The following is a 16023-nucleotide window of genomic DNA, read 5'->3' as shown; positions in this document are numbered from 1 at the left end:
AACGCGCAGCAGGGCCAACGTCGTCCCCGCCTGTAGAGCAGTTCAAGACAGACGAAGACGACGGGAGGGATTCAATGCCTGCTGCCCACCTCGGGTTCCCCGAGCCTCAGGGCCTCTACCACCCCGCCAACGAGCATGACGCCTGCGGTGTGGCCATGGTCGCCGACGTTGCGGGCCGCCGGGGGCACGGGATCGTGGCGAAGGCCCTGACGGCGCTGCTCAACCTTGATCATCGGGGGGCCAAGGGTAGCGAGCCGGACACCGGAGACGGAGCGGGGATCCTCACCCAGATCCCCGACACGCTGTTGCGCACGAGCGTGGACTTCCCGCTGCCGGAGGCCGGACGCTATGCCGCGGGCATGGCCTTCCTGCCGATCGACGACGAGGCGCGCCGCATCGGCGTCGAGATGATCGAGGAGATCGCCGCCGAAGAGGGGCTGCGGGTGCTGGGCTGGCGCGAGGTGCCGGTCGACCGCGCCCTGCCCGGCCCCAGCGCGCGGGCCGTGATGCCGCACTTCATGCAGCTGTTCGTGGCCGGCCCCGGCGACGAGTCGGGGCTGGAGCTCGACCGGCTGGCGTTCTGCCTGCGCAAGCGGGCCGAGCACGAGGTGGACGTCTACTTCCCCTCGCTGAGCTCGCGGACCATCGTCTACAAGGGGATGCTCACGCCCGAGCAGGTCGAGCCGTTCTTCCCCGACCTGTCCGACGAGCGCTACAAGACCGCGATCGCGCTGGTCCACTCGCGCTTCTCGACCAACACGTTCCCGAGCTGGCCGCTGGCCCACCCCTACCGGTACATCGCGCACAACGGCGAGATCAACACGGTCAAGGGCAACCGCAACTGGATGCGGGCTCGCGAGGCGATGCTGTCGTCGGCGCACATCCCGGGCGATTTGTCGCGACTTTTCCCCATCTGTGACCCGGACGCGAGCGACACCGCCTCCTTCGACGAGGTCCTGGAGCTGCTCCACATCGGCGGCCGGAGCCTGCCGCACGCCGTGCTCATGATGATCCCCGAGGCGTGGGAGAACCACACCGAGATGGATCCCGCCCGGCGGGCCTTCTACGAGTTCCACTCCTCGATGATGGAGGCCTGGGACGGCCCCGCCTCCATCACGTTCACCGACGGCACCCTGGCCGGAGCCGTGCTCGACCGCAACGGCCTGCGCCCCGGCCGCTTCTGGGTGACGGCCGACGGCCTGGTCGTGCTGGCCTCCGAGGCCGGCGTGCTCGACTTCGCGCCCGGCGAGGTGGTCCGCAAGGGCCGCCTGCAGCCCGGCCGGATGTTCCTCATCGACACCGCCCGCGGCAAGATCATCGAGGACGACGAGATCAAGGCCGATCTCGCCGCCTCCCAGCCGTACGAGGACTGGCTGCACGCCGGGCTGGTGCGCTTCGAGGAGCTGCCCGCGCGGCAGCGGGAGATCCCCACGCACGAGGCCCTCATCAGGCGCCAGCAGACCTTCGGCTACACCGAGGAGGAGCTGCGCGTCATCCTGTCGCCGATGGCCAGGACCGGCATCGAGCCGATCGGCTCGATGGGCACCGACACGCCCGTCGCCGTGCTGAGCGAGAAGCCGAGGCTGCTGTTCGACTACTTCACGCAGCTGTTCGCGCAGGTCACGAACCCGCCCCTGGACGCCATCCGCGAGGAGCTGGTGACCTCGCTGGCCAGCGTGCTCGGGCCCGAGGGCAACCTGCTCGACCCGGGGCCCACGTCCTGCCGCCAGCTCGTCCTGCCGTACCCGGTGATCGACAACGACGAGCTCGCGAAGATCATCCACATCAACGACGAGCACGACCTGCCCGGATTCCACCCGCACGTGGTCTCCGGCCTCTACCAGGTGTCGGGCGGCGGCGAGGCGATGCTGCACCGCCTGGAGGAGATCCGCGCCGAGGTGTCCCAGGCGATCGCCGACGGCGCGCGGATCATCGTGCTGTCCGACCGCGGCTCCTCCGCAGCGCTCGCGCCCATCCCGTCGCTGCTGCTCACCGGCGCCGTACACCACCACCTGATCCAGGAGAAGACCCGCACCAAGATCGGACTCGTCATCGAGACCGGCGAGGCGCGCGAGTGCCACCACATGGCGCTGCTCATCGGCTACGGCGCGGGCGCGGTCAACCCCTACCTCGCGATCGAGACCGTCGAGGACCTGGTCGACACCGGCGCCCTGCAGGTCGACAAGCGCAAGGCCGTGCGCAACCTGATCAAGGCGTACGGCAAGGGCGTGATCAAGGTCATGTCGAAGATGGGCGTCTCGACCGTCGCCTCCTACACCGGCGCGCAGATCTTCGAGGCGCTCGGCCTGAGCCAGGAGGTCATCGACTCCTGCTTCACCGGCACCACCTCGCGGCTCGGCGGCGTCGGCTTCGACGTCCTGGCCCGCGAGAGCGCCGAACGGCACCGCCACGCCTACCCGCGGGCGGCCAACGCGCACCGCAAGCTCCAGGTCGGCGGCGAGTACCAGTGGCGGCGCGAGGGCGAGCCGCACCTGTTCAACCCCGAGACCGTCTTCAAGCTGCAGCACGCCACCAGGACCCGCCGCTACGAGATCTTCAAGGAGTACACCGAGCAGGTGGACTCCCAGGCCGAGCGGCTCATGACGCTGCGCGGGCTGTTCAGGTTCAAGCAGGGCAGGACGCCGGTCCCGATCGAGGAGGTCGAGCCGGTCTCCGAGATCGTCAAGCGGTTCTCCACCGGCGCGATGTCGTACGGCTCGATCTCGATGGAGGCGCACGAGACGCTCGCCATCGCGATGAACCGGCTCGGCGGCAAGTCCAACACCGGCGAGGGCGGCGAGGACCCCGAGCGCCTCTACGACGAGAACCGGCGCAGCGCCATCAAGCAGGTGGCCTCCGGACGCTTCGGCGTCACCAGCGAATACCTGGTCAACGCCGCCGACCTGCAGATCAAGATGGCCCAGGGCGCCAAGCCCGGTGAGGGCGGCCAGCTGCCCGGCCACAAGGTCTACCCGTGGATCGCCAAGACCCGGCACTCCACGCCCGGCGTCGGCCTCATCTCGCCGCCGCCGCACCACGACATCTACTCGATCGAGGACCTGGCCCAGCTCATCCACGACCTGAAGAACGCCAACCCCGACGCGCGCGTGCACGTCAAGCTCGTGGCCGAGGTCGGCGTCGGCACGGTCGCGGCGGGCGTGTCCAAGGCGCACGCCGACGTGGTGCTCATCTCCGGGCACGACGGCGGCACCGGCGCCTCGCCGCTCACCTCGCTCAAGCACGCGGGCGCGCCGTGGGAGCTCGGCCTGGCCGAGACGCAGCAGACGCTGCTGCTCAACGGGCTGCGCGACCGCATCGTGGTGCAGGTCGACGGCCAGCTCAAGACCGGTCGCGACGTGGTCATCGCGGCGCTGCTCGGCGCCGAGGAGTACGGCTTCGCCACCGCCCCGCTGGTCGTGTCCGGCTGCGTGATGATGCGCGTCTGCCACCTCGACACCTGCCCGGTGGGCGTCGCCACGCAGAACCCCGAGCTGCGCAAGCGGTTCACCGGCAAGCCCGAGTTCGTGGTCAACTTCTTCGAGTTCATCGCCGAGGAGATCCGCGAATACCTGGCCGAGCTGGGCTTCCGCTCGCTCGACGAGGCGATCGGGCACGTCGAGCTGCTCGACGTGTCGGCCGCCGAGCACCACTGGAAGGCCGGCGGTCTCGACCTGTCGCCGATCCTGCACCAGCCGGACCTGCCGGCGGGCACGCCGCTGCGCCGCACCGCCGAGCAGGACCACGGCCTGCGGCACGCGCTCGACAACACGCTGATCCAGCTGGCCGAGGGCGCCCTCAACCAGGGCACGCCGGTCACGCTGGAGCTGCCCATCCGCAACGTGAACCGCACGGTCGGCACCATGCTCGGCCACCAGGTCACCAAGCGCCACGGCGGCGCCGGCCTGCCGGACAACACGATCGACATCGGGTTCACCGGCTCGGCCGGCAACTCGTTCGGGGCGTTCATGCCGCGCGGCATCACGCTGCGGCTCACCGGCGACGCGAACGACTACCTGGGCAAGGGCCTGTCGGGCGGGCGCATCACGCTCCGCCCGCACGAGGAGGCCCCGCTGGACGGCCAGATCATCGCCGGCAACGTCGCCCTCTACGGCGCGACGTCCGGAGAGGCGTTCATCCGCGGTGTCGTCGGTGAGCGGTTCTGTGTGCGGAACTCCGGCGCCACGGCCGTCGTCGAGGGCGTCGGCGACCACGGCTGCGAGTACATGACCGGCGGCAAGACCGTCGTGCTCGGCCCGACCGGCCGCAACTTCGCGGCGGGCATGTCCGGTGGCATCGCCTACCTGCTCGACCTCAGGCCCGAACGCGTCAACCGCGAGATGGTCGCCATCGAGGAGCTCACCGAGGAGGACGGCGAGTTCCTGCGCGAGACGGTCGAGAAGCACTTCGCCGAGACCGGCTCGCCGGTGGCCAAGGAGCTCCTGGCCGACTGGCACGCCGCGCTCGGCCGGTTCGGCAAGATCATGCCGACCGACTACCAGCGCGTGCTGCGGGCGGCCGAGGCGGCCCGCCTCGAAGGCCGCGACATCGACGAGGCCGTCATGGCGGCCGCGGTCCAGTCATGACCCGCCGCGACCGGCCGCGCCTGGACGGGCGGCCCGCCTCGGCGGCGACAGGCATCTTCAGCGACAAGGGAGGCGTATCCGATGGCTGACCCCAAGGGTTTTCTCACGCACGACCGGGAGCTGCCCGCACGCCGCCCCGTTGACGTCCGCATCGGCGACTGGCGCGAGGTCTACCAGGACTTCTCGCCGGACAAGCTGACCAGGCAGGCGGCCCGCTGCATGGACTGCGGCATCCCGTTCTGCCACAACGGCTGCCCGCTGGGCAACCTCATCCCCGAGTGGAACGACCTCGTCTACCGCACCGACTGGCGCGAGGCGATCGAGCGGCTGCACGCCACGAACAACTTCCCCGAGTTCACCGGCAGGCTGTGCCCGGCTCCATGCGAGGCGGCGTGCGTGCTGGGCATCAACTCCGACCCGGTGGCGATCAAGCGGGTCGAGGTGGAGATCATCGACCGCGCGTTCGCCGAAGGCTGGGTCGGGCCGCAGCCGCCCTCCCGCAAGACCGGCAAGCGGGTCGCGGTCGTCGGCTCCGGGCCCGCCGGGCTCGCCGCGGCGCAGCAGCTCACCAGGGCCGGTCACGACGTGGTGGTGTTCGAGCGCGCCGACCGGATCGGCGGCCTGCTGCGCTACGGCATCCCCGAGTTCAAGATGGAGAAGCGGCACATCGACCGCCGGCTCGCCCAGATGCGGGCCGAGGGCACCGAGTTCCGCACCGGGGTCAACGCCGGCGTCGACGTCACGGCCGCCGAGTTGCGCGAGCGGTTCGACGCCGTGGTGCTGGCCGGTGGCGCCACCCGGTGGCGCGACCTGCCGGTGCCCGGACGCGAGCTGGGCGGCATCCACCAGGCGATGGAGTACCTCCCGCTGTCGAACAAGGTGCAGGAGGGCGACCTGCGCGAGTCGCCGATCTCGGCCAAGGGCAAGCACGTGGTCGTGATCGGCGGCGGGGACACCGGCGCCGACTGCATCGGCACGGCCATCCGGCAGGGCGCCGCGTCGGTCACCCAGCTGGAGATCATGCCCCAGCCGCCCGCCTCCCGGCCCGGCAGCCAGCCGTGGCCGACGTTCCCCATCCTGTTCAAGACGGAGAGCGCGCACGAGGAGCTGGAGGACGCCGGCGGCCGGCGGGTCTACGCGGTCTCGACCGTGGAGTTCGTCGGCGACGAGTCCGGCAACGTCCGCTCGCTGCGGCTGGTCGACGTCGAGGGCCCGCAGAACGGCTTCAAGCCGGTTCCCGGCACCGAGCGGGAGATCCCCGCGGAGCTGGTGACGCTCTCCATGGGCTTCCTCGGCCCGGAGAAGGGCCCCCTGCTGGAGGACCTGGCAGAGGCGGCCGGCGACGGCTTCTACGACGCCCGGGGCAACGTCGCGCGCGACAAGACGTACATGTCCAAGGTCGAGGGGGTCTTCACGGCCGGCGACATGGGCCGCGGCCAGTCGCTGATCGTCTGGGCCATCGCCGAGGGCCGCGCCGCCGCCTCCGGCGTCGACCGCTACCTGACCGGCGAGACGGCGCTGCCGTACCCGATCCCGCCGACCGCGCGACCGCTCGTCTGACGAGCCGTCGTGAACGCCCGCCCGGGTTCCTCTGGGCGGGCGTTCGTCGTCGTACCGGCGACACCGGACGCGGCGTAGGTAAAAGCGCTCTGGAAGGGGCTTTGTCCGCTCTTCACGGCACCTCTAATGATCTACCTCGATGTCAGGAAACTGTCAGCTGTGCCGTAAATTGCAACGTAAGTCCGCCTCTCGGTTGCATCACCCGATGGGCGCAGGGAAGATGCATTTTCTGCTGATACGCGAAGAATGGGGGAAGAATGCGGCGAGTCGCCTCCTGCCTGGCGGCCGTGGCCACCGCGGTCTCAGTGGCCGCCTGTGGATCCCCCGGCACCCCCGGCAGGGTCACGGCCGACCCGCCCACCACCCCCGAGACGAGCTCGCCCAGCGCGCCCCTGACCGGCTCGCGCGCCGGCCAGTATCTCGTCTTCTACGCCGCCGGCCGGCAGAGCGAGGCGGTCGCGGCCGTCAGGCGCGCCGGCGGTGAGACCACCGGCGGCGACACCAGGCTCGGCTACCTCATGGCACAGGGCGACGGAGACGCCTTCGTGCACGGCCTCGGCTCCGACCGGGCCATCGTCGGCGTCTCGCCGGACCGGCGCATCGGCTTCGCCGCCGGCCGGCCCGTCGCCGGCACCTTTCCCGACGAGTCGTCGATCACCCGGGCGAACCCGTCCGGCGAACCGCTCGCCCCCCGCCAGTGGGACATGAAGATGATCGGCGCCGACCGGGCGAACACCAAGGTCCCCGGCAACAGGAAGGTGCTCGTCGGCGTCATCGACACCGGCATCGACGGCAAGCACCCCGACATCGCCCCCAACTTCAACCGCGAGCTCAGCCGCAACTTCGTCACCGACAGGCCGAAGGACGAGAACGGCGACACCCTCGACGGCGCCTGCGAGGTCAGCACCTGCAAGGACCCCGTCGACCAGGACGACGACGGCCACGGCACGCACGTGGCCAGCACGATCGCCTCGCCGCTCAACAACATCGGCATCGCCGGCGTCGCCCCCGGCGTGCAACTGGTCAACATCCGGGCCGGGCAGGACTCCGGCTTCTTCTTCCTCAAGCCCAGCCTCGACGCGCTCGCCTACGCCGCCGACATCGGCGTCGACGTGGTGAACATGAGCTACTACGTCGACCCCTGGCTGTTCAACTGCGCCGGCAACAAGTCCGACAGCGAGAAGGAACGCCTCGAACAGCGGGCCATCATCACCGGTATGCAGCGGGCCGTCGACTACGCCCGCGGCAAGGGCGTGACGCTCATCTCCGCGCTCGGCAACGGCGCCACCGACCTCGGCAAACCCGCCGTCGACAAGGACAGTCCCGGCTATCCGCGCGGCTCCGAGCGGATCCGCAAGATCGACAACTCCTGCCTCAACGTGCCCGCCGAGACCAACGGCGTCATCTCCATCACCTCCGTCGGCCCCTCCGGGCGCAAGGCCATCTACAGCGACTACGGCGTCGAGCAGGCCGACCTGGCCGCGCCCGGCGGCGACTCGCTCGACGGCAAGGGCGGCTCGCCCACCCGGTCGATCCTGGCCGCCGCACCGGAGGCCGTGCTCCGCGCCAGCGGCAAGATCGACCGCTCCGGCAAGCCGAAGACCGCCGACGTCGTCCGCGACTGCTCCGGTGGCACGTGCTCCTACTACCAGTATCTCGACGGCACCTCGATGGCCGCTCCGCACGCGACCGGCGTCGCCGCCCTCCTGATCAGCCGCTTCGGCAAACCCGGCACGGGCGGCGTCACCCTCGCCCCCGCCACCGTCGAGAAGCTCCTCTACCGGACGGCCAAGCGGAAGGCGTGCCCGTCGCCCCGGGCCTACGCCTACGAGGTCTACGGGGAGGTCGACACCCACACCTGTGAAGGCGGCGCGTCCAAGAACGGTTTTTACGGCAGGGGCATCGTGGACGCCTGGCAGGCGGCTACCGTCAAACCATGATGTATCGCCTCATCGCGGACGCCGCGATGGTGGTGCACTTCGCGTTCCTCGCCTACCTGGCACTCGGCGGGTTCATCGCCTGGCGCTGGCGGCGTACGATCTGGACCCACCTCGCGGTCGTCGGCTGGGGGCTGATCTCGATCGTCACCGGCGTCGACTGCCCCCTCACGTACGTCGAGGACTGGGCCCGCCGCCAGGCCGGGCTGGAAGGGCTGCCGCCCACCGGCTTCATCGACCACTACCTCGAAGGCGTCGTCTATCCGGAGGCGTACACGAACGTCGCCCGTCTGGCGGTCGCCGTTGTCGTGTTGTTCTCCTACGTCGGCTACGTTCTGCGGCGTCAGTGACTGCCAAGTGGTCTGTACCAATTAAGGTAGGACTTGTGACTCGTCGCGCGAAGATCGTCTGCACCCTGGGCCCTGCCACCTCATCACCCGAACGCCTCCGCGAGCTGATCTCCGCGGGCATGGACGTGGCACGGTTCAACCTCAGCCATGGCAACCATGACCTGCACAGAGAGGTGTACGACCGGGTCAGGGAGGTGGCGGCCGACCTCGGCCGGGGCGTAGGCATCCTGGCAGACCTCCAGGGGCCCAAGATCCGCGTCGGCAGGTTCGAGGAAGGCCCCGTACGACTCGGATTCGGCGACGTCTTCGCCATCACCACCGAGGACGTCCCCGGCGACCGCGAGCAGGTCTCCACCACCTACAAGGGCCTGCCGGGCGACGTCCGCCCCGGCGACACCATCCTGGTCGACGACGGCCGCCTCGTGCTCGAGGTCACCCGCGTCGAGGGCGACCGGGTCGTCACCCGCGTCGTCATCGGCGGCATGATCTCCGACAACAAGGGCCTCAACCTGCCCGGCGTCAACGTCAGCGCCCCCGCCCTCACCGACAAGGACGAAGCCGACCTGCGCTGGGCGCTCCGCACCGGCTGCGACATGATCGCCCTGTCGTTCGTCCGCCGCCCCTCCGACGCCGACGTGGTGCGCAACATCATGGAGCAGGAGGCCGTCCGCCTCCCGCTGCTCGCCAAGATCGAGAAGCCGCAGGCCGTCGACCGCCTCCCCGAGATCGTCGAGGCCTTCGACGGCATCATGGTCGCCCGCGGCGACCTCGGCGTCGAGCTGCCCCTGGAGCAGGTGCCGATCGTCCAGCGGCGCATCATCGAGCTCTGCCGCGAGAAGGCCCGCCCGGTCATCGTCGCCACCCAGATGCTCGACTCGATGATGAGCGCCCCCCGGCCCACCCGGGCCGAGGCCTCCGACGTCGCCTACGCCGTCATGGACGGCGCCGACGCCGTCATGCTGTCCGGCGAGACCTCCGTGGGCAACTACCCGATCGAGTCCGTCGCCACCATGGACCGCATCGCCTGCGCCGCCGAGAAGGCCTCGCTGCACGCCACCCACACCCTCGAACGCATGCCCGAGACCACCGGCGGCGCCATCGCCCGCGCCGCCGCCGAGGTCGGCGCCATCGTCGGGGCCAAGGCGCTGGTGGCGTTCACGATGTCCGGCGAGACCGCCCGCCGCCTCGCCCGCTACCGCTCGCCGATCCCGCTGCTCGCGTTCACCTCCGCCGCCCACGTACGCGGCCAGCTCTCCCTGACGTGGGGGGTCGAGACGTTCCAGGTGCCGTTCGTCCACCACACCGACGACATGGTGCGCCAGGTCGAGGCCTCGCTGCTGTCCCTCGGACGGCTGGAGAAGGGCGACAAGGTGGTCATCGTGGCCGGCTCGCCTCCCGGCACCCCCGGCTCCACCAACGCCCTGCGGGTCCACACCATCGGCTCCGCGGTCTCCCACGCCAACTGAGCCCGCCAACTGAGCCCGCCAGCTGAGCCCGCCAGTGAGCCCGGCACACCGGCCCGGCACCAGGCAGGTGCCGGGCCCGACAGGGTCAGTTCTGGTGCAGGGCCTCGTTCAGCTCGATGCCCATCCCAGCGCGGCGCACCGCCTCGACGGCGCCCGTCTGGGAGTTGCGGCGGAACAACCATCCGCCGGCGCCCGACAGCTCCCCGGCCTTGACCGTGGCGCCGTCCGGCAGGGTCACCTTCGTGCCGGCCGTCACGTACAGGCCGGCCTCCACCACGCAGTCGTCGCCCAGCGAGATGCCCACACCGGCGTTGGCCCCCAGCAGGCAGCGCTCGCCGATGGAGATGACCTGCTTGCCGCCGCCCGACAGCGTGCCCATGATCGAGGCGCCGCCGCCCACGTCGGAGCCGTCGCCGACGACCACGCCCGCCGAGATGCGGCCCTCGACCATGGAGGCGCCGAGGGTGCCGGCGTTGAAGTTCACGAACCCCTCGTGCATCACCGTCGTGCCCGAGGCGAGGTGCGCGCCGAGACGCACCCGGTCGGCGTCGGCCACGCGCACGCCCGACGGCATCACGTAGTCGACCATCCTCGGGAACTTGTCCACCCCGTACACCGTCACCGCGCCCCTGGCGGCGCGCAACCTGAGGCGGGTCCGCTCGAACCCCTCCACCGCGCATGGCCCGTGGTTGGTCCACACCACGTTCGCCAGCAGCCCGAACACGCCGTCCAGGTTCAGCCCGTGCGGCCGGACCAGACGGGCGGAGAGCAGGTGCAGCCGGAGATAGGCGTCGTGCGCGTCCACCGGCGCCTCGGAGAGCTTGGCGATGCCGGTGCGCACCGCCACCGTCTCGACGCCTCTGGCGGGGTCGGAGCCGATCAGCGAGGCCAGCTCACCGGCCTCGGCGGCGTCGAGCCGCTCGGTGCCGACGACGGGCGGGTCGCCCAGCTCGGGCGCGGGAAACCAGGTGTCGAGCACGGTGCCGTCGGTGGCGATGGTGGCGAGTCCGACGGCGTGCGCGCCGGTCACGGTGGGATCGAAAGCAGTCACAGGCCCCAAAATACCGTCAACGAGGGGTCGCCGCCGGTCAGAGGGCGCCCAGGTCGGCCGACAGCCACCGCTCCGGCCGCATTCTGAACGTCACCAGTGCCCTCGTGTCGGAGCTGTCCACGTAGCCGGGCACCGCGTCCGGAGGCAGGTAGCGGGCCGCGATCTGAGCGAGCTCGTCCAGGGTGGTGGGCGCCGACGCCACGACGGGACCTTCGACCGCGACGTAGCGGTAGGTGGGGCTGGCCCGCTGCGCCAGCAGCGAGAACCGGCCCGCCTTGAAGATCAGCCGGGCCTTGAGTGACTCGCCGTCGGTCAGGAACCGCACCTCCCCGCCGGGGCTGTAGTCGTACCAGACGGGGACGTTGAGCGGCCCGCGCCCGGAGCCCGCGTCGACGGCCACCGCCGCGATGTGCGACTCGGCCAGGAACGCTTCACGCGCTGCCACGCTCAACGGCATCGGGGCCCACCTCCCAGTGTCTCTCCTCGGTACATCACCGATCTTCGCGGCGGCTACTCCGCGCCATACTGCGCTATAAGCCGCATACCCGGACATCGCTGTCATCTCTTTGCCCGAAAATGTCCACCCGCCCGCCCGCAGGTCAGTATTTCGGCCCGACGAACTCGTCCAGCCGCTCCACCGCCTCCCCGCGGGCGACCGAGATCTCGTTGCGCTTGTTGTAGCGCCAGGCGACGTCGAGCAGGTCGAGCGCCTCGCCGCACAGGGCGAGGATGTCGGCCGACTCGTTCTTGAACAGGTAGCGCGGGTACGCGTACCGGCGCTCGCCGCTCGGCAGCACGCGCCGGATGTGGTTGATCCCCCGATAGCCGTCGGAGTGCATCAGCCCCCTGACGAACCGCCCCGGGTGCGCGGAGACGATCTCCTGCTGCCAGTCGGCGAGCCTGATCGCCCGCCGGTGTTTGGCGCCTGGCCCGTGTTGCGGGAACAGGCACGGCCAGTGCTTGGCGTAGCTCTTGACCTCGGTGCAGCCGATGCGCTGCCGGCGGCTCACGGATGAGGTGGGCATCACCCGTGCCATCGCGGCCGCGGCCTCGTCGATCAGGCCGGGCCAGGTGTCCCCGCAGAACAGGGAGAGCTGGAACACCTGCTTGCGGCAGCGTACGAGGTGTCCGTCGCCCAGATAGAGGCCGAGAAGGTGGGCGTAGGCGTCGCCGTCGAGGTCGCGGCCATGGCAGCGCGGGCAGCTGTGGCGCCGGGGATTGGGCGTCACATGGGCGCGCCCGGCGCCGGTCCGCCATCGCCGGACCGTGCTCGCGGAGACGCCGCACAGCGCGGCGACCTGGCGATCGGGCAGGCCCTGAGCCGAGAGTCGAAGGGCGCGATCTACGGTCTCATGAGGATGCATGGGGTGAGCATGCCGATCGTCACCGACAGTTTCGGCTCGATCACAGGTGCCGGAAGCGGGATTCGAACCCGCACGCTCTTTCGAGCAGACGCTTTTGAGACGTCAGTGTCTGCCATTCCACCATTCCGGCTGATCTATCCGGACTTGTCCGGATCTATCCGTCGTGCAGGCCCAAGCGGGAACGGAGCTGCCAGGGGTGCCGACGTGGCTCTAATCTAGCGGACATCTGTACTCTTCTGCTCGTGAGTACGCAGCGACGAGTGGTGATCGCGGAAGACGAGGCCCTGATCCGCCTCGACCTCAAGGAGATGCTCCAGGAGGACGGTTACGTCGTCGTGGGCGAGGCCGGTGACGGTGAGCGGGCGATCCAGCTGGCCGCCGAGCTCAAGCCCGACCTGGTCATCCTCGACGTCAAGATGCCCGTGCTCGACGGCATCTCCGCCGCCGAGCGGATCGTGGCCGACAGGATCGCGCCGTGTCTCATCCTCACCGCGTTCTCCCAGCGTGACCTGGTCGAGCGGGCCAGGGACGCGGGGGCGATGGCCTACCTGGTCAAGCCCTTCACCAAGGCCGACCTGGTGCCGGCGATCGAGATGGCGGTCAGCAGGCACGAGGAGATGGTGGCGCTCTCCAAGGAGGTCTCCACCCTGTCCGAGCGGCTGGAGACCAGGAAGCTGGTCGAGCGGGCCAAGGGGCTGTTGATGACGGGGCACGGCTGGAGTGAGCCGCAGGCGTTCCGGTGGATCCAGAAGGCGTCGATGGACCGCCGGCTGAGCATGCGCGAGGTGGCCCAGATCGTCATCGACGACGCCGGCGAGCGCGGCTGAGCGAGTGCGGCGGCCCCGCGTTCGGGCTGTGCGGTGACCGTTTGGAGCGTTCCGTCGTCCTGTTTGGGACATTACGAATCAGCATAAAAGTCGGACAAAAGCCCCAATCGTTCTCCCGGCCAGGCATGCTGAGCTTGGAAAACGCGGTGCGGGAGATCGTTCCCGTGCCGGAATAAGGGAGTTCATTGATGATCCGCATTGCTCCGTCCGGGCGCGTGCTGGCCGCCGCCGCCGCGGCGTGCCTGGCTCTGACCGCCTGTGGTGGCGGTGGCGACACGGCCTCGCCCGCGACCGAGTCCGCCGCCGCGCCGTCCTCGGCGGCTCCGGCGGCGAAGGGTGACGGCACGCTGACGCTCGGCACGCTGTTGCCGCAGACCGGCTCACTGGCGTTCCTGGGGCCGCCCGAGTTCGCCGGTGTGGACCTGGCGGTCAAGGAGATCAACGAGGCCGGTGGCGTGCTCGGCAAGCCGGTCACGAAGATCCACAGCGACTCGGGTGACACGACGACGAACATCGCGGCCCAGTCCGTGGACAAGCTGCTGACGCAGCAGGCCGACGCCATCATCGGCGCCGCGTCGTCGTCGGTGTCGGAGTCGGTGATCGACAAGATCACGGGCGCCGGCGTGGTGCAGTTCTCGCCCGCCAACACCTCCGACAAGTTCACCACGATCGAGGACGACGGCCTCTACTTCCGTACGGCTCCGCCGGACAAGCTGCAGGGCCGGGTGCTGGGCGACCTCGTCGCGGCCGACGGCAACGACACGATCGCGATCCTGGCGATGCAGGACTCCTACGGCACCGGGCTGGCCGACCAGGTCACCAAGACGGCCGAGGAGGCCGGGGCGCAGGTCGTGGAGCGGGTCGACTACGACCCGAAGGCGGCCGACTTCTCGGCCGACGTGGCCAAGGTCAAGGCCAAGAACCCGAAGGCCGTGGTGCTGATCGGGTTCGAGGAGACCGCCAAGGTGGTGCAGGAGCTGGTCAAGCAGAGCCTCACGACCGACAAGGTCAAGTGGTACATGGTCGACGGCAACATGTCCAACACGGCGTACACCAAGATGCCCAAGGGCACGCTGACGGGCGTCAAGGGCACGATTCCGGGGGCGGCCGCGCCCGAGGCGTTCATCGAGAAGCTCAAGGGAGTCGACGCCGACCTCAACGACTTCACCTATGCCGCGGAGGCGTACGACGCCGCCAACCTGATCGCCCTGGCGGCCGAGGCCGCCAAGAGCGACGCGGGCACCGACATCGCCGCGAAGCTGGCCGAGGTCAGCAAGGGCGGCGAGAAGTGCAACGACTTCAAGTCCTGCGTCGAGCTGATCAAGGCGGGCAAGGACATCGACTACGACGGCGTGAGCGGTCCGGTCGAGTTCAACGAGGCCGGTGACCCGGCCGTCGCCACGATCGGCATCTACGAGTACTCCGAGAAGAACACCTACGCGGCCAAGGCCCTGGAGTACCGCACCGGCAACATCGAGGGTTGAGTCTCAGCCGTCCAGGCCGCACACCTCCAGCGCGAAGTGGATGAGGCGATCCTGCTGCGGCTTGGGCGGCTGCACGATGATGACGCGTTCCTCGCCTCCGTCGACGGTGGCCCGTACGGGGAACAGGAACGCCTTCTTGGCCTCGGCGAACGCGTGCGGGTCGCAGCGGCCGGGGGTGATCACGACCGGCGTCTCCGTCCGCTGGGCGTTCGCGTCCAGGGTGACGAGGGGGCGCCGTTTGCGTTCGGGGGCGATGATGTAGTGGCTGGTGCCGTCGATCGAGTTGACGGTGACCGTGCCGGTGCCGCGGCGGCTGAGCACGAGGGTGGCCCGCGTCTTCTTGCCGTCCCGTGTCCAGGTGGGGCCGAAGGAGATGTCCGCGGCCTGCTTGATGAGGTGTTCCGAGCATTCGTCGCGCAGCAGCCTGCTGAGCAGCGGGTCGGAGGCTGGTAACGCGAAGACGACCTTGCGTAGCGGTTCGGAGCCGGTGCGGAGGCGGGCCACGACGGTGGCGGGCCGTGAGCCGGCGGGCAGGCCGTCGGGGGGGCAGGCGGCGGCGCCGAACGGGATGGGCAGGTCGGTGCGTTGGGTGCGCTTGATGGTGGCGTCGGCGGGCTCGGGCGGGACCGTGGCGAAATCGGGGGTGACGAGTTGCAGGTCGGAGAAGTAGACGGGCGTGTCCGTGGTGTTGCGGACGGCCACCTGGAGCCTGTGGACGGCCTCGTCGGAGCGCCATTGCCCGAGTGAGACGCTGACGCCTGCGGGGGGATCCGTGGAGGGCTGGACGGGTTGCTGGGCCGCCGCGCATCCGGAAAGGAGGACGGCGGAGGCGACGAGTGCCGTGGTGCGCTTCACCCAAGGCACATTAGGCACGCATGTGCAGCTCTCGTAAGTTGAGGACTGATTACGACTCCGCATCCAAGTGCCGACAGTTCGTTCCGGCATCTGGTTGGAGTACCCAGCAGTTTTGTACGTTTCCGTCATTCGTTCGGGAACGTCGGCGGTGTCGCCGGATCCCGGCCTGGAGATGAAGGAGACGCTTCATGATCCGCATTGCTCCCGTGGGGCGGGCGCTTGCTGTCGTGGCTGCCACCAGCCTCGCTCTGACAGCTTGCGGTGGTGGCAGTGACACCGCCACCCAACCATCCGATTCGGCGGCGCCATCATCGGCGGCTCCCGCGGCCAAGGGTGACGGCACGCTGACCCTCGGCACACTGCTTCCTCAGACCGGTTCGCTGGCCTTCCTCGGCCCGCCCGAGATCGCCGGTGTGGACGTGGCGGTCAAGGAGATCAACGAGGCCGGTGGCGTGCTCGGCAAGCCGGTCGTCAACATTCACACCGACTCGGGTGACACGACGACGAACATCGCGTCGCAGTCCGTGGACAAGCTGCTGGCCCAGA

12 protein-coding genes and 1 tRNA gene are annotated in these 16023 nt (G+C 69.8%); 8 read left to right on the top strand and 5 right to left on the bottom strand.

Annotated elements, in window-relative coordinates:
* Positions 1 to 74: 74 nt before the first annotated feature.
* From gltB to pyk, 5 genes are all read left to right on the top strand, one after another.
* Positions 75 to 4583: a glutamate synthase large subunit gene (gltB, locus tag IEY82_RS24720; protein ID WP_189126591.1), complete on the top strand. Its 4509-nt coding sequence runs from the start codon at positions 75 to 77 to the stop codon at positions 4581 to 4583.
* Between the two features lie 81 nt (positions 4584 to 4664).
* Positions 4665 to 6143: a glutamate synthase subunit beta gene (locus IEY82_RS24715; protein WP_189126590.1), complete on the top strand. Its 1479-nt coding sequence runs from the start codon at positions 4665 to 4667 to the stop codon at positions 6141 to 6143.
* 257 nt (positions 6144 to 6400) lie between these two features.
* A complete protein-coding gene (locus IEY82_RS24710; protein ID WP_189126589.1) occupies positions 6401 to 8083 on the top strand; it encodes a S8 family peptidase in 1683 nt (560 codons plus the stop codon).
* Positions 8080 to 8430: a DUF2784 domain-containing protein gene (locus IEY82_RS24705; RefSeq protein ID WP_189126588.1), complete on the top strand. Its 351-nt coding sequence runs from the start codon at positions 8080 to 8082 to the stop codon at positions 8428 to 8430. The genes IEY82_RS24710 and IEY82_RS24705 overlap by 4 nt, the downstream gene beginning before the upstream one ends.
* A gap of 35 nt (positions 8431 to 8465) precedes the next feature.
* Complete coding sequence (pyk, locus tag IEY82_RS24700; protein ID WP_189126587.1) at positions 8466 to 9896, top strand: pyruvate kinase; 1431 nt, start codon at positions 8466 to 8468, stop codon at positions 9894 to 9896.
* Positions 9897 to 9981: 85 nt separating this feature from the next.
* Here pyk and dapD read toward each other — a convergent pair whose 3' ends face one another.
* The 4 genes from dapD to IEY82_RS24680 all read right to left on the bottom strand — a co-directional run bounded on the left by dapD (position 9982) and on the right by IEY82_RS24680 (position 12441).
* Positions 9982 to 10947: a 2,3,4,5-tetrahydropyridine-2,6-dicarboxylate N-succinyltransferase gene (gene dapD, locus IEY82_RS24695; protein ID WP_189126586.1), complete on the bottom strand. Its 966-nt coding sequence runs from the start codon at positions 10945 to 10947 to the stop codon at positions 9982 to 9984.
* Between the two features lie 37 nt (positions 10948 to 10984).
* Positions 10985 to 11392, bottom strand: a complete 408-nt coding sequence (locus IEY82_RS24690; protein WP_225263718.1) for a pyridoxamine 5'-phosphate oxidase family protein — start codon at positions 11390 to 11392, stop codon at positions 10985 to 10987.
* Between the two features lie 154 nt (positions 11393 to 11546).
* Entirely contained in the window at positions 11547 to 12311 is a 765-nt protein-coding gene (locus IEY82_RS24685) for a helix-turn-helix domain-containing protein (RefSeq protein WP_189126584.1), read from the bottom strand.
* Between the two features lie 47 nt (positions 12312 to 12358).
* Positions 12359 to 12441: transfer RNA gene (locus IEY82_RS24680), tRNA-Leu, on the bottom strand.
* Between the two features lie 112 nt (positions 12442 to 12553).
* On the opposite strand from IEY82_RS24680, the gene IEY82_RS24675 reads away from it, so the two are divergent.
* Together IEY82_RS24675 and IEY82_RS24670 are read left to right on the top strand one after the other, a co-directional pair.
* A complete protein-coding gene (locus IEY82_RS24675) occupies positions 12554 to 13138 on the top strand; it encodes an ANTAR domain-containing response regulator (protein ID WP_225263720.1) in 585 nt (194 codons plus the stop codon).
* A gap of 188 nt (positions 13139 to 13326) precedes the next feature.
* Complete coding sequence (locus IEY82_RS24670) at positions 13327 to 14622, top strand: ABC transporter substrate-binding protein (RefSeq protein ID WP_189126583.1); 1296 nt, start codon at positions 13327 to 13329, stop codon at positions 14620 to 14622.
* Between the two features lie 3 nt (positions 14623 to 14625).
* Here IEY82_RS24670 and IEY82_RS24665 read toward each other — a convergent pair whose 3' ends face one another.
* On the bottom strand, positions 14626 to 15477 hold the full coding sequence (locus tag IEY82_RS24665; protein WP_189126582.1) for a putative periplasmic lipoprotein: 852 nt from the start codon (positions 15475 to 15477) through the stop codon (positions 14626 to 14628).
* 188 nt (positions 15478 to 15665) lie between these two features.
* On the opposite strand from IEY82_RS24665, the gene IEY82_RS39350 reads away from it, so the two are divergent.
* Positions 15666 to 16023, top strand: a 358-nt coding sequence (locus IEY82_RS39350; RefSeq protein WP_229697671.1) for an ABC transporter substrate-binding protein, incomplete at its 3' end; no start/stop codon positions are given.

Source organism: Nonomuraea cavernae (assembly GCF_014646355.1).
In the GTDB taxonomy this organism is placed as follows: Bacteria; Actinomycetota; Actinomycetes; order Streptosporangiales; family Streptosporangiaceae; genus Nonomuraea; species Nonomuraea cavernae.
This window is presented reverse-complemented; position numbering and strand designations above follow the sequence as displayed.

What these genes read in the sequence shown, in the direction of transcription:
- gltB (WP_189126591.1), top strand. Translation starts at nt 75, where the DNA reads ATGCCTGCTGCCCACCTCGGGTTCCCCGAGCCTCAGGGCCTCTACCAC.
- IEY82_RS24715 (WP_189126590.1), top strand. Translation starts at nt 4,665, where the DNA reads ATGGCTGACCCCAAGGGTTTTCTCACGCACGACCGGGAGCTGCCCGCA.
- IEY82_RS24710 (WP_189126589.1), top strand. Translation starts at nt 6,401, where the DNA reads ATGCGGCGAGTCGCCTCCTGCCTGGCGGCCGTGGCCACCGCGGTCTCA.
- IEY82_RS24705 (WP_189126588.1), top strand. Translation starts at nt 8,080, where the DNA reads ATGATGTATCGCCTCATCGCGGACGCCGCGATGGTGGTGCACTTCGCG.
- IEY82_RS24685 (WP_189126584.1), bottom strand. Translation starts at nt 12,311, where the DNA reads ATGCATCCTCATGAGACCGTAGATCGCGCCCTTCGACTCTCGGCTCAG.
- IEY82_RS24670 (WP_189126583.1), top strand. Translation starts at nt 13,327, where the DNA reads ATGATCCGCATTGCTCCGTCCGGGCGCGTGCTGGCCGCCGCCGCCGCG.